General features: G+C 61.1%; 19 protein-coding genes. 5 read left to right on the top strand and 14 right to left on the bottom strand.

The window, feature by feature from the left end; translation table 11 throughout:
* Window positions 1–168 precede the first annotated feature (168 nt).
* Both H096_RS12170 and H096_RS12175 read left to right on the top strand, forming a co-directional pair.
* Entirely contained in the window at window positions 169–1194 is a 1026-nt protein-coding gene (locus H096_RS12170; protein ID WP_033898457.1) for an iron ABC transporter substrate-binding protein, read from the top strand.
* The gene (locus tag H096_RS12175) at window positions 1194–2759 is read left to right on the top strand and encodes an iron ABC transporter permease (protein WP_033898458.1); all 1566 of its coding nucleotides are present in this window, start codon (window positions 1194–1196) and stop codon (window positions 2757–2759) included. Before H096_RS12170 ends, H096_RS12175 begins: the two co-directional genes overlap by 1 nt.
* A gap of 93 nt (window positions 2760–2852) precedes the next feature.
* Here H096_RS12175 and H096_RS12180 read toward each other — a convergent pair whose 3' ends face one another.
* The 12 genes from H096_RS12180 to H096_RS12235 form a co-directional block, all read right to left on the bottom strand.
* Window positions 2853–4787: a methyl-accepting chemotaxis protein gene (locus H096_RS12180; protein WP_033898459.1), complete on the bottom strand. Its 1935-nt coding sequence runs from the start codon at window positions 4785–4787 to the stop codon at window positions 2853–2855.
* 139 nt (window positions 4788–4926) lie between these two features.
* Window positions 4927–6216 carry an adenylosuccinate synthase gene (locus tag H096_RS12185; RefSeq protein WP_003217505.1) on the bottom strand — a complete coding sequence of 430 codons (1290 nt, stop codon included), beginning with the start codon at window positions 6214–6216 and terminating at the stop codon, window positions 4927–4929.
* Between the two features lie 54 nt (window positions 6217–6270).
* Window positions 6271–7458, bottom strand: a complete 1188-nt coding sequence (locus H096_RS12190) for an ATP phosphoribosyltransferase regulatory subunit (RefSeq protein ID WP_033898460.1) — start codon at window positions 7456–7458, stop codon at window positions 6271–6273.
* A gap of 294 nt (window positions 7459–7752) precedes the next feature.
* Window positions 7753–8619, bottom strand: a complete 867-nt coding sequence (gene hflC, locus H096_RS12195) for a protease modulator HflC (RefSeq protein ID WP_010213607.1) — start codon at window positions 8617–8619, stop codon at window positions 7753–7755.
* Window positions 8619–9794: an FtsH protease activity modulator HflK gene (gene hflK / locus H096_RS12200; protein WP_028615515.1), complete on the bottom strand. Its 1176-nt coding sequence runs from the start codon at window positions 9792–9794 to the stop codon at window positions 8619–8621. Before hflK ends, hflC begins: the two co-directional genes overlap by 1 nt.
* Window positions 9795–9890: 96 nt before the next feature.
* Window positions 9891–11192 (bottom strand): ribosome rescue GTPase HflX, encoded by a 1302-nt coding sequence (hflX, locus tag H096_RS12205; RefSeq protein WP_016976905.1) that lies wholly within the window; start codon window positions 11190–11192, stop codon window positions 9891–9893.
* Between the two features lie 12 nt (window positions 11193–11204).
* Window positions 11205–11465 carry an RNA chaperone Hfq gene (gene hfq / locus H096_RS12210; protein WP_016976904.1) on the bottom strand — a complete coding sequence of 87 codons (261 nt, stop codon included), beginning with the start codon at window positions 11463–11465 and terminating at the stop codon, window positions 11205–11207.
* A 94-nt stretch (window positions 11466–11559) separates the two neighbouring features.
* On the bottom strand, window positions 11560–12531 hold the full coding sequence (miaA, locus tag H096_RS12215) for a tRNA (adenosine(37)-N6)-dimethylallyltransferase MiaA (RefSeq protein WP_033898462.1): 972 nt from the start codon (window positions 12529–12531) through the stop codon (window positions 11560–11562).
* Window positions 12531–14447: a DNA mismatch repair endonuclease MutL gene (gene mutL, locus H096_RS12220; protein WP_033898463.1), complete on the bottom strand. Its 1917-nt coding sequence runs from the start codon at window positions 14445–14447 to the stop codon at window positions 12531–12533. Before mutL ends, miaA begins: the two co-directional genes overlap by 1 nt.
* Window positions 14447–15868 (bottom strand): N-acetylmuramoyl-L-alanine amidase, encoded by a 1422-nt coding sequence (locus H096_RS12225; RefSeq protein ID WP_033898464.1) that lies wholly within the window; start codon window positions 15866–15868, stop codon window positions 14447–14449. Before H096_RS12225 ends, mutL begins: the two co-directional genes overlap by 1 nt.
* 15 nt (window positions 15869–15883) lie before the next feature.
* A complete protein-coding gene (gene tsaE / locus H096_RS12230; RefSeq protein WP_016976901.1) occupies window positions 15884–16354 on the bottom strand; it encodes a tRNA (adenosine(37)-N6)-threonylcarbamoyltransferase complex ATPase subunit type 1 TsaE in 471 nt (156 codons plus the stop codon).
* Window positions 16342–17202 carry an NAD(P)H-hydrate dehydratase gene (locus H096_RS12235; protein ID WP_033898465.1) on the bottom strand — a complete coding sequence of 287 codons (861 nt, stop codon included), beginning with the start codon at window positions 17200–17202 and terminating at the stop codon, window positions 16342–16344. The genes tsaE and H096_RS12235 overlap by 13 nt, the downstream gene beginning before the upstream one ends.
* 63 nt (window positions 17203–17265) lie before the next feature.
* Between H096_RS12235 and queG the strand changes: the two genes are divergently transcribed.
* On the top strand, window positions 17266–18330 hold the full coding sequence (gene queG / locus H096_RS12240; protein ID WP_033898467.1) for a tRNA epoxyqueuosine(34) reductase QueG: 1065 nt from the start codon (window positions 17266–17268) through the stop codon (window positions 18328–18330).
* Here the strand turns inward: queG and H096_RS12245 are convergent.
* A complete protein-coding gene (locus H096_RS12245) occupies window positions 18327–18941 on the bottom strand; it encodes a trimeric intracellular cation channel family protein (protein ID WP_028615507.1) in 615 nt (204 codons plus the stop codon). The genes queG and H096_RS12245 overlap by 4 nt on opposite strands.
* Window positions 18942–19004: 63 nt before the next feature.
* Window positions 19005–19547 carry an oligoribonuclease gene (orn, locus tag H096_RS12250; RefSeq protein WP_003171343.1) on the bottom strand — a complete coding sequence of 181 codons (543 nt, stop codon included), beginning with the start codon at window positions 19545–19547 and terminating at the stop codon, window positions 19005–19007.
* Between the two features lie 108 nt (window positions 19548–19655).
* Between orn and rsgA the strand changes: the two genes are divergently transcribed.
* Both rsgA and H096_RS12260 read left to right on the top strand, forming a co-directional pair.
* The gene (rsgA, locus tag H096_RS12255) at window positions 19656–20687 is read left to right on the top strand and encodes a small ribosomal subunit biogenesis GTPase RsgA (RefSeq protein WP_033898469.1); all 1032 of its coding nucleotides are present in this window, start codon (window positions 19656–19658) and stop codon (window positions 20685–20687) included.
* Between the two features lie 286 nt (window positions 20688–20973).
* Complete coding sequence (locus tag H096_RS12260) at window positions 20974–21369, top strand: type II toxin-antitoxin system PemK/MazF family toxin (RefSeq protein ID WP_033898470.1); 396 nt, start codon at window positions 20974–20976, stop codon at window positions 21367–21369.
* Window positions 21370–21398: the final 29 nt, after the last annotated feature.

Here is a 21398-nt window from a genome sequence, read left to right on the forward strand (position 1 = left end):
TGGGCACCAAATTCAGATCAAACCCGCGAAAGCGGGTTTTTTCGTTTCCGGGCTTTAAAAACCTCATCTCGGAAACTTTCCCAGCGATTTCCCCCCTCGCCCGCACCTGAGAAACTTTATCGTTTATCCTTGTAAGTATTTGTTGCATACAAGTGAGGAACAACCCGGATGATGATCCGCGATACCCATCTCAAGACATCCCTTCTGCGTGGCCTGACCATCACTCTACTCGGCCTGACCCTGCTCTCGCCCACCGCCTACTCCGCCAACAAGGTTTCCCTGACCCTGTACAACGGCCAGCACAAAGAAGTCGGCGATGAACTCGCCAAAGCCTTCGAAGCCAAGACCGGCATTCACGTCAACGTGCGCAAAGGCAGCAGCAATCAGCTCGCCAGCCAGGTCGTGGAAGAAGGCGACCGCTCGCCTGCCGACGTGATCTACACCGAAGAATCGCCACCCCTGAACAAACTCGGCGAGCAAGGCCTGCTGGCCAAGATCGACGCCAGCACCCTCGACGTATTGCCCAAGGATTACGTCGGCGCCAACGGCGACTGGATGGGCGTGACCGCACGCACCCGCGTCGTGGCGTTCAATCCTAAATTGATCGCGGAAAAAGACCTGCCGAAATCGGTGCTGGATTTCGCCGGCCCCGAGTGGCAAGGCAAGGTCGGCTTTGTGCCCACCAGCGGCGCGTTCCAGGAACAGGCCGTGGCGATCATCAAGCTGCACGGGCGTGAAGCCGCCGAAGAATGGCTGACCGGCCTGCGCGCCTTCGGCAAGGTGTACAGCAACAACATGGTCGCCCTCAAAGCCGTTGAAAATGGCGAAGTGGCCACCGTACTGGTGAACAACTACTACTGGTTCGCCCTGAAGAAAGAAAAAACCAACCTGGACTCCCAACTGCATTACTTCACCGATGGCGATGCCGGTGGCTTGATCACCGTGTCTTCGGCGGCGGCGCTGAAATCCAGCAAGCATCCGAAAGAAGCCCAGCAACTGCTGGCGTTCATGGCCAGTGAAGAAGGCCAGCGCGTCATCACCAACACCTCGGCCGAATACCCGCTGCGCAAAGGCATGGAATCCAACCGTGGCCTCAAGCCTTTCAGCGAACTGCAACCGCCGAAAGTCACCCCCGCCGACCTGGGCAACGCCGAAGAAGCCTTGGATCTGGAACGTGACGTTGGCTTGAACTGATGAACCCATCGCTACCCGCCCCCGCCCTGCGCGGGGGGGTCAGCCCTAGGCGCAAGCGCCCGTCGATCTGGTTGTTGCTGCCCGTACTGTTGCTGGTCAGCTTGAGCTTGCTGCCGCTGGCCTATGTCGGGCTCAAGGCGTGGCAAGCCGGTTGGGCGGAGGCGGTGCACCTGCTCTGGCGGCCTTATGTGTTCGGGTTGCTGCGCAATACCATGGCGCTGATGATCGGGGTGACGGTGACGTGTGGCGTGATCGGCCTATCCCTGGCCTGGCTGCTGGAGCGCAGCAATCTGCCAGGGCGACGCATCTGGGGCGTGATCCTGTGCCTGCCGTTTGCGGTACCGGCGTTTGTCAGCAGCTTTACCTGGGTATCGCTGAGCGCCAGTTTCGAAGGGCTTGGCGGGGCGATCCTGGTGATGAGCCTGTCGAAATACCCGCTGGTTTTTTTGCCGGTGGCAGCGACCCTGCGCAATCTTGATCCCTCCCTGGAAGAGTCGGCCCGCACCCTGGGGCTGAATCGCTGGGGCGTGTTCTTTCGCATCACTTTGCCGCTGCTGTGGCCTTCGCTGCTGGCCGGGGCATTGTTGATCGCACTGCATATGCTGGTGGAGTTCGGCGCGCTGTCGATCATCGGTTTGCAGACCTTTACCACCGCCATCTACCAACAGTTCGAGCTCGAGTTCAGCAATGCGAATGCCGCGATGCTCTCGGCGGTGTTGCTGGTGATGTGCCTGACGCTGCTGTGGCTGGAGTTGCGCGTGCGCGGCAAGGGCCGGCATGTGCGCATTGGCCAGGGCGCGGCGCGGCATGCGGAGCAGGTTCGACTGGGTCAATGGGCGCCGTTGGGCCAAGTGTATTGCCTGGCGCTGGCGATCATCGGCAGCGGGATTCCGCTGGGGATGCTCGGTTATTGGTTGGCGGTGGGATCTTCTGCCGCTTTCCCAGTAGCAGAAATCGGTGAGGCGCTGCTGTCTTCATTGGCACTGTCCCTGGGCGGCGCCGCGCTTTGCCTGGTACTGGCGGTGCCGGTCGGGTTGCTGGTGGTGCGCTACAAAGGCCAGTTGGCGATCTGGGCCGAACGCCTGCCGTATCTGCTGCACGCCCTGCCCGGCTTGGTGATTGCGCTGACGCTGGTGTACTTCGCCCTGCACTATGTGCCGGCGCTGTACCAGACCTCGGCATTGCTGTTGATTGCTTATGCGCTGCTGTTTTTGCCGCTGGCCCAGGCGCCGATCCGTACCGCGCTGAACAAGGCTGCGCCGCAGCTTGAAGAGGCTGCACGCACGTTGGGCGCCTCGTCGTTCAGTGCGTTTTGCCGGGTGACCTTACCGATTATTTTCCCGGCATTGGGGGCGGCGTTTGCGCTGGTGTTTCTGGATGCGATGAAGGAATTGACGGCGACGCTGCTGCTTAGCCCAACGGGGCTGAATACCTTGGCGACGGCGGTGTGGGCGCATACCTCGAATGTTGAATTCGCGGCTGCAGCGCCATATGCGGCGCTGTTGATTTTGGTGTCGGGGTTGCCGGTTTATCTGCTAACGACTCGGATGTATCTGAGCCGTTAAGATCGTTTTCGCGAGCAAGCCCGCTCCCACATTTTGAAATGCATTCCAAATGTGGGAGCGGGCTTGCTCGCGAAGGGGCCAGCACTGACGACGCTAAGCCCTGAACTGCCCCAGGCTCGCCTTCAACTGCGCCGCCAGCCCATCCAGCACCTTGCCACTGGCAGTGGTCTCCACCACCGCCTGGGCGGCACGTTCGGCCTGGGCATGGATCACCTCGACCCTACCCCGCACCGCATGGGCACCCTGCGCTTGATGCTCGGCCGCGCGTGTCGCCAAGCCAATCGCCGCATGCACCTGCTCCACCGAGGCCTGCACCGTCTGCTGCAAGCGCACGCTGTCACGCAGCACCAGCAAACCTTCATTAGCCTGACGCCCGGCCTTGCCGATGGTTTCCACCGCCTCCCGCGCGCCCTGCTGCAACGCCACGATATGCGCCTGGATATCGCCGGTGGAGCTTTGGGTCTTGCTCGCCAGCGCACGCACTTCATCCGCCACCACCGCAAAGCCGCGACCGGTCTCACCCGCACGCGCCGCCTCGATTGCGGCGTTGAGGGCGAGCAAATTGGTTTGCTCGGCAATGCCGTGAATCACGGTCAGCACCACCTCGATCTGCTGGCTTTGCTGGGCCAAGCGCTCGATAACCGTGGAGCCCGCTTGTACTTGGCCCGCCAGCGCCTCGATCAAACTGCCGACCTCAGCCGAGGTCCGCGAGTTCTCATCCGTGGCCTGGCGAATATCCACCACCTGCTGCAACGCCGCCTGCATCGCATGGCTCTCGGCTTGCGCCTCGTCGGCCATCTGCGACAGTGCGCGCAAGCTCTCGGCCACTTCATCGCGCTGTAAACCGGCCGCAGCGTCAGCACCGGCATTGCGCAGGGTCATCGCGCCGATTTCCACGCCGGTGCGCTGGGCCACATCCCCCGCCTCGCGCACGATGGGCTGCAACTTATCCACAAAGCGATTGACCGCCGAAGCCATGTCGCCGATTTCATCCTTGCTGCTGATTTGCACGCGCTTGGTGAGATCACCCTCGCCCGCCGCCAAGTCATCCATGGCAGCAATCAGCAACTTCAAACGATTGACCACGCGACGGCCCAACACGATGGCGATCAACAGCAACACGCCCAAACCGACCAGCGCCAAGCCCATGCCGATGCGCCAGCGCAAGGTGCCGGCGGCGTCCTGGACGGCGCTGGTGGTGTTGGCCGTCATTTGGGTGGCGGTGGCTTGCGCGGATTGCAGGCGCGCGCCCATGGCGGCAGCGCTATCGGCCGCCGCCCCCTTGAGGCTGTCGCCCACCAGTTGGTCACCGCTGGCGATCAGTGCGGCGAAACGCTTATCCAGCGCGGCCAGATCAGCCTCCACTGCGGCCGTGGAAACCCCCATGCGCACCTTGCCGATCTCCACGCCGTTGGGGCTAATGGACGCCTCGACATAGAACACCGAAGGATCATCTTTGGCCGCATCCAACACCTTATCCAGGGCGCGGTCACCCTTGCCCTTTTCCAACAGCGCCTGGTTGATCGGGTTTTCACGGTTGAGGTAGCGGGTCAGATGCTCACCCGCCGCGTCGTCATAGACCACGAACAGCACGTTGGGATTACGCTGGGCACGCCGGGCGAACTCCGACAGCGTCGGCACGTCGCTGTCCCACATAGCGCGGGGCGCCACCGAGGCCAGCAGTTGCGCCATGTCATTGGCGGAGTCTTTCAGGTCTTTTTCCAGGGTCGCACGCAGCTGCTTCTGCTCTTCCTGCAGGCGGGTTGAAAGCCCCGCTGTCAGACGCTGACGGGTACTGGTCGACAAGCTGTCCAGGCTGGACGTGACTTCTTTACCGGCCTGGGCCAATTCACCCGACAGTTTCTGGCTGTCGATACCCAGGCGATTGCCCAAATCAGCCTCCAGCGCGGTGACGGTGCTTCGCGTCAGGGCGACGGCCACCAGCACTTGCACCAAAAGGGCGATACCTAGGGTAACGAACACCGGCCGCAACAGACGGCTTTGTAACAATGAGAGAACGGCAGACATCGGGAATCCCTCCACCACGGGTGCCATTAATTTGATAGCACCGCGAAAGAAAGAACCAAAGCAAGGGTCGTGCCGCCCAGGCGACAGAAACGACAAAGGGCTCCCGAAGGAGCCCTTTGCTTTTTACATCAACAGCTTATTAAGCGAACGGGTGACGCAGAACGATGGTTTCGTTGCGGTCCGGACCTGTCGAAATAATGTCAATCGGCGCACCGATCAGCTCTTCGACACGTTTGATGTAGGCACGGGCGTTAGCCGGCAGCTCTTCCAGGGTCTTGGCGCCCACGGTCGATTCGGTCCAGCCCGGCACTTCTTCGTACACAGGCTGCAGGCCCACGTAGCTGTCGGCGTCGGTCGGAGCAACGTCCTTGCCTTCGGCATCTTTGTAGCCGATGCAGATGTTGATGGTTTCCAGGCCGTCGAGTACGTCCAGCTTGGTCAGGCAGATGCCCGAGATGCTGTTCACATCGATAGCGCGACGCAGGATAACGGCGTCGAACCAGCCACAACGACGAGCACGGCCGGTGGTCGCGCCGAATTCGTGACCTTGCTTGGCCAGGTGAGCGCCGACGTCGTCGAACAGCTCAGTCGGGAACGGACCCGAACCTACGCGAGTGGTGTAAGCCTTGGTGATGCCCAGAATGTAGTCCAGGAACATCGGGCCAACGCCGGAACCGGTCGCAACGCCACCCGCGGTGGTGTTGGAGCTGGTCACGTACGGGTAGGTACCGTGGTCGATGTCCAGCAGGGAGCCTTGGGCGCCTTCGAACATGATGTCTTTGCCAGCGCGACGCAGGTCGTGCAGCTCGGCGGTCACGTCCAGCATCAGCGGCTTGAGCAGCTCAGCGTATTCCTTGCACTCGGCCAGGGTTTTCTCGAACTCGATGGCTGGCTCTTTGTAGTAACCGACCAGCATGAAGTTGTGGTAATCCACCAACTCACGCAGCTTGTCTTCAAAGCGCGGCATGTTGAGCAGGTCGCCCACACGCAGGCCACGGCGTGCAACCTTGTCTTCGTACGCTGGGCCGATGCCGCGACCGGTGGTACCGATCTTCAGCTCGCCACGGGCCTTTTCACGGGCCTGGTCCAGCGCAACGTGGAAGGACAGGATCAGCGGGCAGGACGGGCTGATACGCAGGCGCTCGCGCACCGGTACGCCTTTCTCTTCCAGCTTGGTGATCTCACGCAGCAGGGCGTCAGGTGCAACCACCACGCCGTTGCCGATCAGGCACTGCACGCCTTCGCGCAGAACGCCCGACGGGATCAGGTGCAAGACGGTTTTTTCGCCATCGATGACCAGGGTGTGGCCAGCGTTGTGGCCACCTTGGTAGCGCACTACGGCGGCAGCATGTTCGGTCAGCAGATCAACGATCTTGCCTTTGCCCTCATCACCCCATTGGGTGCCCAGGACTACGACATTCTTACCCATAACACTTGTCCTCATTCGCGCAAACTTGGTGCCGGCGATGGCCGGCAGGAAAACTCAAGAAGCCAGTGGCGATACTTGCCAAAGCCCGTTCTGCAGAATCAATTGCCGGTCGCAGTCCGCTTCACGGGCGGCGGCCAATGGCTGCCCAGGCAAAGCCTGGACGACACGCTGACCCTCACTGCGCAACTGGCAAACCTGCTGCCAGAGTGCTGCGTCCGTACTGTCGGGCATCCAGATGCCACCAGACGGCAGCTCGACCTCAGCACGCCCCAGGGTCACCAGGGTTTTCAAATCGGTGGAGAATCCAGTGGCCGGACGCGCACGACCGAAGTCGGCGCCGATATCGTCATAACGACCACCTTGGGCGATGGCTTGGCCAACGCCCGGTACAAAGACGGCGAACACCACACCAGTGTGGTAGTGGTAGCCGCGCAGCTCACCCAGATCAAAGTACAGCGGCAGCTCCGGGAAGCGCGCCGACAACTGCTCGGCAATCGCCAGTACGTCGTTCAGTGCAGCCAGTACCGGCGCCGGCGCATTGGCCAGGCGCTCGCGGGCAGCCACCAGCACTTCACGGCCGCCGCACAGGTTGACCAGTGCACGCAGCATGTCAGCCAGGTCGGCAGGCACGCCCGCGGTCAGAGCAATCACCTCATCGATGGCCTTGCGTTGCAGGGCATCGAACAGCTGTTGTTCCACTTCACCAGACAAACCAGCCGCACGGGCCAGGCCACGGTAGATACCGACGTGGCCCAGGTCCATGTGGACATCCGGCACATCAGCCAGTTGCAGCATGGCCAGCATCAGGCTGATCACTTCAACGTCGCTGCTCGGGCTCGCATCGCCGTACAACTCGGCGCCCAGCTGGATCGGGCTGCGGGACGACGACAACGCACGCGGCTGTGCATGCAGCACGCTGCCGGCGTAGCACAGGCGGCTCGGACCTTCGCGACGCAGGGTGTGCGCATCGATGCGCGCCACTTGCGGCGTGATGTCGGCACGGAAACCCATTTGTCGGCCCGATTGCGGGTCGATGACCTTGAAGGTGCGCAGATCCAGGTCCTGGCCCGCGCCGGTCAGCAGGGATTCCAGGTACTCGATATGGGGGGTCACGACAAACTCGTAACCCCAGCTCTGGAACAGATCCAACACCTGGCGACGCGCTACTTCGATGCGCGCAGCTTCTGGTGGCAGTACTTCTTCGATGCCATCTGGCAGCAGCCAGCGGTCTACCGTTGCCATTACGCCATTCCCCTTTGATCCGGGCGGCCAGCCCTCGGCCGAGCCTTGAGTGAAGCAGAAAATACCCGCCCCCTGCATAAACCACGCGCAAGAGCGACGTGACGAACGGCCTGTAATCGGCCTCGTCGGGCACTTTCCTCGAAAAACCTGTCACGCCTGCCGAATCAAACATGCAGACGCAAAAAAGCCGGGAATTTCCCGGCTGCCGCATCATACACCCGTTTTCTGAAAGGATCACCCCGCCAGGCGTTTTAGCCGCCCGACGGGAGTGAAACCTACAGAATCACAGGCTGGTTACTTGGACTTTTCCAGGTAGCGGAAGAAGTCGCTGCTTGGGTCCAGCACCATGACGTCGGTTTTGTTCGCGAAGCTTTCACGGTAGGCGCGCAGGCTACGGTAGAACGCGTAGAACTCCTGGTCCTGGCCGTAGGCCTTGGCATAGATCGCCGCAGCTTGAGCATCGCCATCACCACGGGCCTCTTCAGACTCGCGATAGGCTTCGGCCAGCAGTACACGGCGCTGACGATCGGCATCTGCACGGATACCTTCTGCCAGCTCGTTACCCTTGGCGCGGTGCTCACGGGCTTCACGCTCACGCTCGGTGCTCATACGCTCGAACACGCTGCGGTTCACTTCCTTCGGCAGGTCGATCGCCTTGACCCGGACATCAACCACTTCAATGCCCAGTTCTTTCTCTGCCATCGTGTTCAGCGAACGCGTGATGTCAGCCATCAGCGCGTCACGCTCACCGGATACCACCTCGTGCAGGGTGCGCTTACCAAACTGGTCACGCAGGCCCGATTCCAGACGGCGCGACAAACGCTCGTCAGCAATCTGCTTGAGGCCGGAGGTCGCGGTGTAGAAGCGCTCGGCATCCTTGACGCGCCACTTGGCGTAGGCGTCAACCATCACGGCTTTCTTTTCCAGGGTCAGGAAGCGCTGTGTCGGTGCATCCAGGGTCATCAGGCGGGCGTCGAACTTGCGCACCTGGTTGACGTAGGGGACTTTCACATGCAGGCCCGGCTGGACATCCGCCTGGACCACGCGACCGAATTGCAGCAGCACCGCACGCTCGGTCTGAGCCACGATGTAGAAGCAGTTCCAGGCAGCGATGACCACGACGACGCCCACAATCAGGGCGGTCAGCGATTTATTGCTCATCAACGACTCTCCCTGGTACGTGTTTGCTGTTGCAGCAAGTCAGCGGCCGCACGGGCGCTCGCTTCGTTGGCAGCGGCATTGGAACCGGTGGACGGTGCGCTGGTGCTGCTACGACCACCTTCGATCATCTTGTCCAGCGGCAGGTACAGCAGGTTGTTCTGCCCACCTTTGCTGCCGGTCACGAGAACCTTGCTGGTGTTGCTGAAGACTTCCTGCATGGTGTCCAGGTACAGACGCTCACGCGTGACTTCCGGCGCCTTGCGGTACTCGGCGACCAGCTTGGTAAAGCGATCCGCCTCACCCTTGGCGCGGGAGACCACTTCGTCGCGGTAACCGTTGGCATCCTCTAGGATGCGCTGGGCCTGACCACGGGCTTCCGGCACGACGCCGTTGGCGTAGGTTTCAGCCTGGTTGCGCGAACGCTGCTCGTCTTCACGGGCACGGATCACGTCATCGAAGGCTTCCTGCACTTCACGCGGTGCGGCTGCGCTCTGTACGTTCACCTGGGTAACGGTGATACCGGTGCGATAGGTATCGAGGAACCGCTGCAGGCGCTCCTTGATCTCGCTGGCCATCAATTCACGACCTTCGGTCAGCACCTGGTCCATCGCGGTCGAACCGACGACGTGGCGCAGGGCACTTTCGGTAGCGTGTTGCAGGCTGATTTCCGGCTGATCAACGTTCAGCACGAAGTCCTGCAGGTTGCTGATCTTGTACTGCACGGTCAGCGGCACTTCGACGATGTTCTCGTCTTCGGTCAGCATCTGGCCCTGCTTGGTGTAGGCACGCTCACGCGTGACGTTTTCCATGTACTTCTTGTCGATCGGCGGGAAGTAGATGTTCAGGCCAGGGCCGACTGTCTCGTAGTACTTGCCGAAGCGCAGCACCACGGCTTGCTCCTGCTCGTCCACCACGTAGACGGCGCTGTATAGCCATACGGCCGCCAGCACGACAAGACCCAGGCCCAGCAGGCCATAGCCGCCGCCCTTGCTTGTGCGACCGCCGTCGTCACCACCACGTTTTTTTCCACCACCGAACAACCCATTCAGGCTTTCCTGCAGCTTTCGGAAGGCCTCGTCGAGATCTGGTGGCCCCTTGCGGTCGCCATTATTGCGGCGTTTACCACCCCAAGGATCCTGATTATTCGAGTTGCCACCCGGCTCATTCCAAGCCATAGCGCTCTCCATCTGATAAAGCAAAGACGCACCCACGGCGCGCCGACCAATGCTACAGAATGCCTGCCACTGCGGCACAACCGCTTTAGGAGGCTTTTATTGCAAAGTGTGTTGTTCGATGAACTCTGTCGGTACAACGCCCTCACGGCTGACCAGCCGATTGAGCTCCGAGCGCGGCAATCGAACGGCCAGCAAGCTGACACCTTCTTCGTCGTGTTCTTCTTTCTGTACCGCGCCCAACTCGAAAAACTGTGCACGCAGTCGAGCAAAACGCTGGGGCAAGCGCAAGGTGCCAACGAACAAATCGCCGCCGAGCAACTCGGCAATGGCCTGTTCAAGCAACTCAAGACCACTGCCATCACGCGCCGACAGCCAGACCCGCTGGGGCTTGCCATTCTCATCGCGCTGGATTTGTGGCTCAACGCCTTCAAGCAAATCGAGTTTGTTATAGACCTCGAGGATCGGCAAGTCCTGGGCACCAATCTCGCCCAGCACCAGCATCACCTGTTCAATCTGCAACATGCGATCCGGTTCAGCCGCATCGATCACGTGCAACAGCAGGTCGGAATTGCTCGACTCTTCGAGCGTAGACCGAAATGCCTCGACCAGCTTGTGCGGCAAGTGACGAATGAAACCCACGGTGTCGGCCAGGACAATCGGCCCCAGGTCGTCCAGATCCAGACGGCGCAAGGTCGGGTCGAGGGTGGCGAACAGTTGGTCGGCTGCGTACACGTCCGATTTCGTCACATTATTGAAGAGTGTGGATTTGCCGGCGTTGGTATAGCCCACCAGGGACACGGTCGGGATATCCGCGCGGGTACGCCCACGGCGCGATTGCTCACGCTGGCTGCGCACTTTCTCCAGGCGACCCTTGATCTGGCGCAGGCGAACCCGCAACAGGCGTCGGTCGGTCTCGAGCTGGGTTTCACCCGGGCCGCGCATGCCGATGCCGCCACCCTGACGCTCAAGGTGAGTCCAGCCGCGGACCAGGCGGGTGCTCATGTGGTCAAGCTGGGCCAGTTCAACCTGGAGCTTGCCTTCATGGGTACGGGCGCGCTGGGCAAAAATATCGAGAATCAGACCGGTACGGTCGATCACGCGACACTCGAAGACACGTTCGAGGTTACGTTCCTGACTGGGCGTGAGGACGTGATTGAAGATCACCAGATCGGCTTCTTCGGCATGGACCAGGTCGCGCAGTTCCTCGACCTTGCCGCTGCCAATCAGGAATTTGGCGGTTGGCCGATGACGCGGCACGTTAAAAAACGCAACGGTCTCGGCGCCGGCCGAATTTGCCAACTCCTGAAACTCCTGCGGATCTTCGCGCGCCTCAGGGTCCTGTCCATCCAAGTGAACGAGAATGACCCGCTCACCACCACCGTGGCGCTCAAAGAACAAAGGAGACTCCTATCAGGCGTTACCTGGCTCAGCGTCAGCTGCTTCATCACCGGCTGCGCTAGGCAGACGGATTGGACGAACAGGAACGACTGTCGAGATAGCGTGCTTGTAGACCATCTGGCTGACGGTGTTTTTCAGCAGGATCACGAACTGGTCGAACGACTCGATCGTGCCTTGCAGCTTGATACCGTTGACCAGGTAGATGGAAACCCCCACTTTCTCTTTACGTAAAGTATTCAAGTAAGGGTCTTGTAGCGAATGCCCTTTTGACATGTGCCGCACTCCTTTAAGGATCAATAATAAAAAATCGGAAAATAGATAGCTTATGGCCGTCACACCCCCAAGGATAGACGGCAATTGCAAGGACTCAGCTCAATATGGAGACCGTTCCCAAGTATTTCAAGGCGCGTGACAGATTGTCGCTGTCCAGGCTGTCCAGCCAGTGCAAATCGCTCCAGCTGCGCAACCAGGTGAACTGGCGTTTCGCCAACTGGCGCGTGGCAATGATGCCGCGTTCCTGCATTTCGGCTGACGTCAGCTTGCCATCCAGATGATCCCAGACTTGGCGGTAGCCTACAGCACGTATCGAAGGTAACCCTGGATGCAGGTCACCTCTGGAACGCAGAGCTACGACCTCGTCCACAAACCCCTGTTCCAACATAATTGTGAATCTTTGTGCAATTCGATCATGCAGCACCTGGCGATTTGCCGGAGCGATGGCCAGATTCGCCACAGTATAGGGCAATTGTGACGCGCCAGATGCGCCTGCGTCAGCACTTTGCGCACTTTGTTTCAGGCGATGTTCAGTCATGGTCTGCCCGCTCACGCGCCAGACTTCCAGGGCGCGAGTGAGGCGCTGCGGGTCATTGGGGTGAATGCGCGCGGCGGACACCGGGTCCACGGAGGCCAACTGGTCGTGCAAGGCTTGCCAGCCAAGGCGTAGAGCCTCTTCTTCAAGCTCGGCGCGCACCTGGGCATCGGCCGGCGGCATATCCGCCAGACCTTCCTGCAAAGCCTTGTAATAGAGCATCGTGCCGCCCACCAGCAGCGGAATATTGCCCCGCGCAGTAATGTCGGCCATGGCCGCCAGGGCGTCGGTGCGGAAATCCGCCGCCGAATAGCTCTCTGACGGGTCGATGATGTCAATCAGCTTATGCGGATATTGGGCCAACAGCTCCTTGGAAGGCTTGGCCGTGCCGATATCCATGTCCCGGTAAACCAGGGCAGAGTCGACACTGATCAGCTCGCACGGCAGCACTTTGGTCAGCTCGATGGCCAGGTCGGTCTTGCCGGCGGCCGTGGGGCCCATCAGGAAGATCGCGGGGGGCAAGGCACTCATCAACGGCCGCGCAAGAACAGTTTGTCCAGATCGTCCAGGCCCATCTGGGTCCAGGTCGGTCGGCCATGGTTGCATTGCCCGCTGCGCTCGGTGTTTTCCATGTCGCGCAGCAGGCCGTTCATTTCCGGCAGGGCCAGGCGGCGATTGGCGCGGATGGCGCCGTGGCAGGCCATGGTGCCGAGCAACTCGTTGATGTGCGCCTGGATACGGTCACTGGTGCCGTATTCCATCAGGTCCGCCAGCACGTCGGCAACCAGGCGGTTGGCCTCGGCCTGCTTGAGCAGCGCGGGAATCTGGCGGATGGCCAGGGTTTCCGGGCCCAGGCGCTGCAACTCAAAGCCTAGCTTCTGGAACACGCCGTGGTGCTCTTCGGCACAATCGGCCTCACGCTGACTGACGGCCAGGGACTCCGGCACCAGCAGCGGCTGGCCGCTGAGGCCTTCGCTGGCCATGGCGATCTTGAGGCGTTCGTACATGATCCGCTCGTGGGCGGCATGCATGTCCACCAGCACCAGACCATGGGCGTTTTCCGCCAGGATGTAGATACCCTTGAGCTGCGCCAACGCGTAGCCCAGCGGCGGAATATCCCCGCCACCTTCTGGCAAGGCCACAGGCGCGCCCGCTTCGGCACCTGGCAGCGGCGCGAAAAACTCACGGTAAGCCGCCTGGGCCTCGGCCACCGGCACCGCCGATTGAGGGCGTGGCGTGTATTGGTATTGATAACCCGAGCCGGCGCCGGAGTTCGGCGCGGTATAGGTAGGTTGCGACTGCGGCGATTGCAGCAGGTTGGCCGCTAGGCTCATTTCGCCTTGAGGGCCGAACTCGCCAGCTTCCGGACCACTCGGACGGACCACTGCGGTCACAATAGGCGCAGACAACTGATCATCCGGACGCACATCACCCAGGGTGCGGTGCAAGGTGCCATAAAGGAAGTCATGCACCATGCGCCCATCACGGAAGCGCACTTCGTGCTTGGTCGGGTGCACGTTGACGTCCACCACCGACGGGTCGACCTCAAAGAACAACACAAACGTCGGGTGACGCCCGTTGAAAAGCACGTCGCGATAGGCCTGGCGCACCGCGTGGGCCACCAATTTGTCGCGCACCGCACGGCCGTTCACAAAGAAGTACTGCAAGTCCGCCTGGCTGCGGGAGAAGGTCGGCAAACCGACCCAACCCCACAGCCGCAGGCCATTGCGCTCGATTTCAATCGGCAGCGCCTGCTCCAGGAAACCTGGCCCGCATATCGCTGACACCCGGCGAGCACGCGCGGCGTCATCGTGGGCTTCGTGCAGGCTGAGGATGGTCTTGCCATTATGCCGCAGGTGGAATGCCACATCGAAGCGGGCCAGGGCCAGGCGCTTGATGACTTCCTGCAGGTGATCGAATTCGGTTTTCTCGGCCTTGAGGAATTTGCGCCGCGCCGGGGTGTTGAAGAACAGGTCGCGCACTTCCACCGACGTACCGACGGGATGGGCTGCCGGCTGGACCCGAGGCGCCATGTCGCGACCTTCGGTTTCCACTTGCCAGGCCTGCTCGGCGCTGCGGGTGCGGGACGTCAGGGTCAGGCGCGCCACAGAGCTGATGGACGCCAGGGCCTCACCGCGAAAGCCCAGGCTCATCACCCGCTCAAGGTCTTCCAGGTCGCGAATCTTGCTGGTGGCGTGACGGGCCAGGGCCAATGGCAGGTCGTCGGACGAGATACCGCTGCCATCATCACGCACGCGCAGCAGCTTGACGCCGCCCTGCTCCACGTCGACATCAATGCGCTTGGCGCCGGAGTCGATGCTGTTTTCCAGCAGCTCCTTGATCACCGATGCCGGACGCTCCACCACCTCGCCCGCCGCAATCTGGTTGGCAAGGCGCGGGCTGAGCAGTTCGATGCGTGAGCCGTTATCCAGGATCGAGTCGCTCATTACTGCGCCGCCAATTCGGTGCCAGGGATGGTCAACACCTGGCCGACTTTCAATTCATCGGTCTTCAGGTTGTTGGCGCTGCGCAAGGTCGCGGCCGACACCTGGAAACGCACAGCCAGCATGGCCAGGGTGTCGCCGGGCTGTACGCGATGGTCGCGCGGGCCTTGGGCGATTTTCCCGGAGTCACGCAGCCAGGCGATGTAGGTGCCCGGTGGCGGATTCTGCTGGAAGAACTGGCGCACACCGGCGCTGATGGAACGCGCCAGCGCTTGCTGGTGACTGGCGCTGGCCAGCTTCGAGGCCTCGTTGGAGTTGGAGATAAACCCGGTCTCCACCAGGATCGATGGGATATCCGGCGACTTCAACACCATGAATCCTGCTTGTTCCACGCGCTGTTTGTGCAGCGAGGTGACCCGGCCGATGTTACTCAGGACCTTCTGGCCCACGTTCAAGCTGGACGTCAGCGAAGCGGTCATCGACAAGTCGAGCAGTACGCCGGCGAGCATTTTGTCTTTGTCATCAAGGGAGACGTTACCCGCCCCGCCGATCAAGTCGGAACGGTTTTCACTGTCGGCCAGCCAGCGGGCGGTCTCAGACGTCGCGCCGCGATCCGACAGGGCAAACACCGAGGCGCCAAAGGCTGCGGTAGAAGGCGCGGCGTCGGCATGGATCGATACGAACAGGTCAGCGCCTTTCTTGCGGGCAATTTCGGTACGGCCGCGCAACGGAATGAAGTAGTCGCCGGTACGGGTCAGCTCAGCGCGGTAGCCTTTCATCGCGTTGATCTGGCGCTGCAGTTCACGGGCAATCGCCAGCACCACATCTTTTTCATGCTGGCCGCGTGAGCCGGAGGCACCGGGGTCTTCGCCGCCGTGACCGGCGTCGATCACCACGATAATGTCACGCTTGCCGGCGGGAGCCGGTGGCGGCGGAGGCAGCTTGACCTGTGGTTGCGACGGGTTGACCGGCACCGCCGGGACAGTCGCGACGCTTGGAGGCGGTGCAGGCGGCGGGTTGGCATCGGCGGCATTGTCGAACAGGTCGACCACCAACCGGTTGCCGTACTGGGCGTTGGGCGCCAAGGAGAAGCTTTTCGGGGTCACGACCTTTTTCAGGTCGATCACCACACGCAGATCAGTCGGCGTGCGCTGGGCCGAGCGCATGGCGGTAATCGGGGTATTGGCAGTGGACACTTTCAACGGCGCGGCCAGGGTCGCGCCGTTGATGTCGATCACCAGGCGATCAGGCGCCGTCAGGGTAAAGACGCTGTGCTGGACCGGGCCAGACAGGTCGAACACCAGTCGCGTGTTATCCGGCGCTCGCCACAGGCGAACACTCTTCACCTGTGAAGCAGCCAGAGCATTGACAGTCATTGCCGCAAGCAACACCCCCACGACAGCAACCAACGCGCGAAAGCGCATACCTAACCCCACCAATTATTTGAATTCCAATGCCAAAGCGGCGCACCACGACTGGCCGCGCGCGCTCTGGGGCAACAACTTCAACTGACGTCCATGCTCATGCGGCGTAATGGTAATGGTCATGTCAGGCTTTGGCAAAAAGCCTGTGCCTTTATCTGGCCACTCGATCAGGCACAACGCATCTTCATCGAAGTAATCCCGGATCCCCATATATTCGAGCTCTTCGGGGTCAACCAGACGATAAAGGTCAAAGTGGAAGGCGCGCACTGCGCCGATCTCGTAGGGTTCTACCAGGGTGAACGTAGGGCTTTTTACTGCCCCTGTATGGCCCAACCCTCGGATAATCCCTCGGGATAGCGTGGTCTTGCCCGCCCCCAAGTCACCTTCCAGAAAGATCAGCCCTGCACCCGCCGTCACCTGCGCAATGCGTTGCCCGAACGCAACCATGGCCTCTTCATCGGCCAAAAAAAGGATTACTTCAGACACGGCGACTGCTCCTCCAGCAATTGACGAATGGCGGGTATCAAGTCGCTGGCAGCCAAGCCGCGACCAAAGGTGCCCTGGCGATCACCCGCCGTGGCATGCAACCAAACCGCCAGGCAGCTTGCCTCATAGGCCGGCATGCCCTGGGCCAGCAACGCGCCCACCAGCCCGGCCAGGACATCACCTAGCCCCGCCGTTGCCATCGCCGGATGGCCTTGGTCACAGCGTGAAACACGTCCGTCCGGGCTGGCAATCAAACTGCCAGCCCCCTTGAGGATAGCCACTGCATTGAATGTCTGACTCAACGCGCGCGCCACCTTAAGACGATCGGCCTGAACCTCGGCTGTCGAAAGGCCCAACAACCGCGCAGCCTCCCCCGGATGCGGGGTGATCACGCTGTTGGCTGGCAAGCTGATGCCGCCATTGGCGAGCTGATTCAAGGCGTCGGCATCCCAGACTTGCGGCTGCTTGGCGTTGGCGGCGACGGACAGCAGGCTTTTGCCCCAGGACGCTTCACCCAGCCCAGGCCCGATCACAATGACCGAGATCTTTTCCAACAAGCCCATCAGTTGGTTGGCCGAGCTGACGCCGACGGTCATGACTTCCGGCAAGCGGGCCAAAGCGGCTGGCACGTGTTCCGGGCGCGTCGCCAGGGACACCATGCCCGCGCCACTGCGCAAGGCACTTTCGGTGCTCAGCAAGGCGGCGCCGCCAAAGCCGTGGTCACCGCCAATGACCAACAGGTGGCCAAACTGGCCTTTATGGGCGTCCGGCGAACGCACTGTCAGTTGCGGCAAATGGCCGTGCAACAGGGGCTGTACGTCGGTTATTGCGTGATTTGTCTGCGGCATGCGTCTTCAAGCTCCGATGTCTGGCAGAATTATACGCATCTAACCTGTGGTTTCCCGTGTCTCATGCCTGCTATTACGTCCGATCTGCCCGCCCTCGCCCAATCGATCAAAGACTGGGGCCGCGAGCTGGGCTTTCAACAAGTCGGCATCAGCGGCCTGGACCTGGCCGAGCATGAGCAGCACCTGCAACGCTGGCTCGACGCGGGCTACCACGGCGAGATGGACTACATGGGCGCCCATGGCAGCAAACGCTCCCATCCCGACGAACTGGTGCCGGGCACCTTGCGCGTGGTGTCGCTGCGCATGGATTACCTGCCGGGCGACACGCAAATGGCCCAATTGCTGGCCAAGCCAGAAAAAGCCTACATTTCGCGTTACGCCCTGGGCCGTGACTACCACAAGCTGATCCGCAAGCGCGTGCAGCAACTGGCTGATCGCATTCAAGCGCAGATCGGCCCGTTCGGTTTCCGCGCCTTTGTCGACAGCGCGCCCGTGCTGGAAAAAGCCATCGCCGAAAAAGCCGGGCTGGGCTGGATCGGTAAAAACACCCTGGTCCTCAATCGCAAGGCCGGTAGTTACTTCTTTCTGAGCGAACTATTCGTCGACCTGCCGTTGCCGATCGATGCCCCTCACAGCACCGAACACTGCGGCCGCTGCACCGCTTGCCTGGATATCTGCCCCACCAACGCCTTCGTCGGCCCCTATGTATTGGACGCGCGGCGCTGTATCTCCTACCTGACCATCGAGCTCAAGAACGCGATCCCAGAGGACTTGCGCCCACTGATCGGCAATCGGGTATTCGGCTGTGATGACTGTCAGATCGTATGCCCATGGAATCGTTTCGCCCGCTCCACCGCCGAAAGCGATTTCAAACCGCGCCACAACCTGGATAACGCGGAGCTGGCCGAACTGTTTATGTGGGACGAGGATAAATTCCTCAGCAGTACCGAAGGCTCACCGCTGCGTCGTGCCGGCTACGAGCGCTGGCTGCGCAACCTGGCGGTGGGCCTGGGCAATGCGCCGTCGAGTATTCCGGTGCTGGAAGCCTTGAAGGCGCGCCGGGATTACCCGTCGGAGCTGGTGCGCGAACACGTGGAATGGGCGCTGAACCAGCACGCCAGCCGTTAGTGCACGTCGTCGTTGTAGACGAACTTGGGCATTTCCCAGTGAAAACGGATCGCCAACAGCCGCAATAGAAAGCCGCTGAACAGGGTCAGCAGGATCGACTGCTCGCTGGGCAGTTCCAGATAAAGGCAGAGCATGTAGAACCAGGCGGCGAGGAACGACACGCTGGCGTACAGCTCGCGGCGGAAGATCAGCGGGATGTCGTTGCAGAAGATGTCGCGCAGGATGCCACCGAAAACCCCAGTGATCACACCACTGACCGAGGCCACCAACATGCCGTGACCCATTTCCAGCGCGGTCATGCAACCAATCAGGGTGAACGCCACCAGGCCCACGGCGTCCAGCGCCAGGAACAGCGAGCGCAGGCGGCGCATCAGCGGTGCAATAAAGATCGTCACCAGTGCGGCAATAGAGGTCAGCACCAGGTATTCCGGGTGCTTGACCCAGGTCAGCGGGTAATGCCCGAGCAGCACGTCACGCACTGAACCGCCACCCAGCGCTGTCACACACGCGATCAGCACTACGCCAAACCAGTCCATGCCGCGTCGCCCGGCCGACAGCGCGCCGGTCATGGCTTCGGCGGTGATGGCGATGAGGTAGAGCATCAGCAGCATGAGGGCGATCCTTGCATTGAGGCCGGCAGTCTAATCATTTGCTGACGGCACCAAAAGGGGGCGTCACGCTTTGATGAAATGCTTGCGGTAATGCTGCAGCTCGGCAATCGACTCGCGAATATCATCCAGCGCCAAATGCGTGCTGCCTTTATGGAAGCTGTCTTTGACTTCCGGCGCCCAACGCGCGGCCAGCTCTTTGAGTGTCGACACATCCAGGTTGCGGTAATGGAAGTAGCTTTCCAGCCCTTTCATGTGGGTATAAAGGAAGCGACGGTCCTGGCAGATGCTGTTGCCGCAGATCGGCGACTTGCCCTTGGGCACCCACTTTTCCAGGAAGGCGATGGTCTCGGCCTCAGCTTCGGCCATGCTGATGCGGCTGTCGCGCACGCGCTGGGTGAGGCCGGAGTTGCCGTGGGTGCGGGTGTTCCACTCGTCCATGGTGGCAAGGACGGCATCGCTGTGGTGGATGGCGATCACCGGACCTTCGGCCAAGGTGTTGAGGTTGCTGTCGGTGACAATGGTCGCCATCTCGATGATGACGTCGGTGTCGGGGTTCAGACCGGTCATTTCCAGATCGATCCAAATCAGGTTCTGTGGGTTTTGCATGGCTTGATTCTCTTGGCACCTTGGCGTAGCTGCGCAGTTTAGCAGGCGGGGGCGTGCTAGACTCGCGACCGTTTTACCCAACCTTTGCATTATCGACACGGAACACCCATGGCCAAACGCCAGCTCAACCGTCGCCAAAACTGGCGCATCGAAAAGATTCAAGGTGAACGCGCCGCTCGCGCCGCCAAACGTGAATCCTCCGCCGTGGAAGCGCTTGAAGGCGGCGACCTGGGCCCTGAACAAACGGGCCTGGTGATCGCGCACTTTGGTGTGCAGGTCGAAGTCGAGGCGCTCGAAGGCGAACTCGCAGGCCAAGTGTTCCGTTGCCACTTGCGCGCCAACCTGCCTGCGCTGGTGACCGGCGACCAAGTGGTCTGGCGTGCCGGCAACCAAGGCATCGGCGTGATTGTCGCCCAGTTGCCACGCACCACCGAACTGCGCCGCCCGGACAGCCGTGGCCAGCTCAAGCCGGTGGCGGCCAACGTCGACATGATCGTCATCGTGTTCGCGCCACTGCCCGAGCCCCATGCCAACCTGATCGACCGCTACCTGGTCGCCGCCGAGCACGCTGGCATCCGCCCACTGTTGCTGTTGAACAAATTCGACCTGATCGACGAGCAGAACGCCCCGGCGCTGAATGCCCTGCTGGCGGTGTACCGCACGCTCGGCTACCCGGTGCTGGAAGTCTCGGCGCATCACGGCAATGGCATGGAACAGCTGCAACAGCAGTTGGACGGGCGCATCAGCGTGTTTGTCGGCCAGTCGGGCGTGGGTAAATCCTCGCTGGTCAACAGCCTGCTGCCGGAAGTCGAAACCCGCGTGGGCCCACTGTCGGAACTGTCCGGCCAGGGTACTCACACCACCACCACCGCGCGGTTGTTCCACTTCCCCGGCGGCGGTGAGCTGATCGACTCCCCCGGTATCCGCGAATTCGGCCTCGGCCACGTCAGCCGCAGCGATGTGGAAGCAGGCTTCATCGAATTCAACGACCTGATCGGCACCTGCCGCTTCCGCGACTGCAAACACGACCGCGAGCCGGGCTGTGCATTGCTCAAGGCGCTGGAGGATGGGCGTGTGCAGCAGCAGCGGATGAACAGCTATCGGTCGATTATTGCGAGCTTGCCGGAGAGCAGTTACTGAGCCGCCATGCCTTGATACACATAAAGTAAGGCACAGGTCGGCCTAGTCCATTGATTTAACGGGGTTTGGCATCAAGAATTCAGAACAACTGGGCGGCCAGTCGACACGAGCCAGCTTGAATTCGGAATTTCTGATGCGCATAATTGCTCCGTCACCAGCGAAAGCTGGCAGGAGTCTGGATCCTTTTCGGGGTTGATCCAGCGGCGCAGAAGGGGCGAAGCAAGCTCCACTGCGTGTCGAATGAAGCCGCCTTCGGGCGGCTTTGCTTTTTGTGGGGAATTAACGATTGCCTCTCTACTATCACCCCAAACAACGCGATGTGCTGCTCTGCGACTTCACGCGAGGCTTTGTTGCACCAGAAATGTTGAAGATCCGCAAAGTCGTAGTGATATCCCCGACGGCTACCCACAACCGCAAGCTCTGCACGGTAGTGCCGATCTCTTCTACCGCTCCCGAGATGCAGCACGACTGGCATCATTTACTTCACACCAATCCACTTCTAACGGATGGCTACAAAGAGCTGTGGGTGAAGTGCGACATGATTTACACCGTCAGCTTCGAGCGGCTCGACAAACTCCACAGAAAGACCCGTTCCAAAGGGCGAGAGTACTTCGTACCGAGGTTATGTACCGACGACATGCAAGGCGTGATCAGCGGTGTGAAAGCCTATCTTCCGCTCTGACGGATACGAAAACGCCCCAATGAGTTGGG

Source organism: Pseudomonas sp. FH1 (assembly GCF_000510895.2).
GTDB lineage: Bacteria > Pseudomonadota > Gammaproteobacteria > Pseudomonadales > Pseudomonadaceae > Aquipseudomonas > Aquipseudomonas azotoformans_A.

Excerpts from the sequence above, each read along its gene's own strand:
- queG (WP_033898467.1), top strand. The coding sequence starts at position 17,266 with ATGCCTGCTATTACGTCCGATCTGCCCGCCCTCGCCCAATCGATCAAA.
- rsgA (WP_033898469.1), top strand. The coding sequence starts at position 19,656 with ATGGCCAAACGCCAGCTCAACCGTCGCCAAAACTGGCGCATCGAAAAG.
- hflK (WP_028615515.1), bottom strand. The coding sequence starts at position 9,794 with ATGGCTTGGAATGAGCCGGGTGGCAACTCGAATAATCAGGATCCTTGG.
- H096_RS12185 (WP_003217505.1), bottom strand. The coding sequence starts at position 6,216 with ATGGGTAAGAATGTCGTAGTCCTGGGCACCCAATGGGGTGATGAGGGC.
- H096_RS12190 (WP_033898460.1), bottom strand. The coding sequence starts at position 7,458 with ATGGCAACGGTAGACCGCTGGCTGCTGCCAGATGGCATCGAAGAAGTA.
- mutL (WP_033898463.1), bottom strand. The coding sequence starts at position 14,447 with ATGAGCGACTCGATCCTGGATAACGGCTCACGCATCGAACTGCTCAGC.
- miaA (WP_033898462.1), bottom strand. The coding sequence starts at position 12,531 with ATGAGTGCCTTGCCCCCCGCGATCTTCCTGATGGGCCCCACGGCCGCC.
- H096_RS12175 (WP_033898458.1), top strand. The coding sequence starts at position 1,194 with ATGAACCCATCGCTACCCGCCCCCGCCCTGCGCGGGGGGGTCAGCCCT.
- H096_RS12170 (WP_033898457.1), top strand. The coding sequence starts at position 169 with ATGATGATCCGCGATACCCATCTCAAGACATCCCTTCTGCGTGGCCTG.
- H096_RS12225 (WP_033898464.1), bottom strand. The coding sequence starts at position 15,868 with ATGCGCTTTCGCGCGTTGGTTGCTGTCGTGGGGGTGTTGCTTGCGGCA.
- orn (WP_003171343.1), bottom strand. The coding sequence starts at position 19,547 with ATGCAAAACCCACAGAACCTGATTTGGATCGATCTGGAAATGACCGGT.
- H096_RS12245 (WP_028615507.1), bottom strand. The coding sequence starts at position 18,941 with ATGCTGCTGATGCTCTACCTCATCGCCATCACCGCCGAAGCCATGACC.
- hflC (WP_010213607.1), bottom strand. The coding sequence starts at position 8,619 with ATGAGCAATAAATCGCTGACCGCCCTGATTGTGGGCGTCGTCGTGGTC.
- H096_RS12180 (WP_033898459.1), bottom strand. The coding sequence starts at position 4,787 with ATGTCTGCCGTTCTCTCATTGTTACAAAGCCGTCTGTTGCGGCCGGTG.
- H096_RS12235 (WP_033898465.1), bottom strand. The coding sequence starts at position 17,202 with ATGCCGCAGACAAATCACGCAATAACCGACGTACAGCCCCTGTTGCAC.
- hfq (WP_016976904.1), bottom strand. The coding sequence starts at position 11,465 with ATGTCAAAAGGGCATTCGCTACAAGACCCTTACTTGAATACTTTACGT.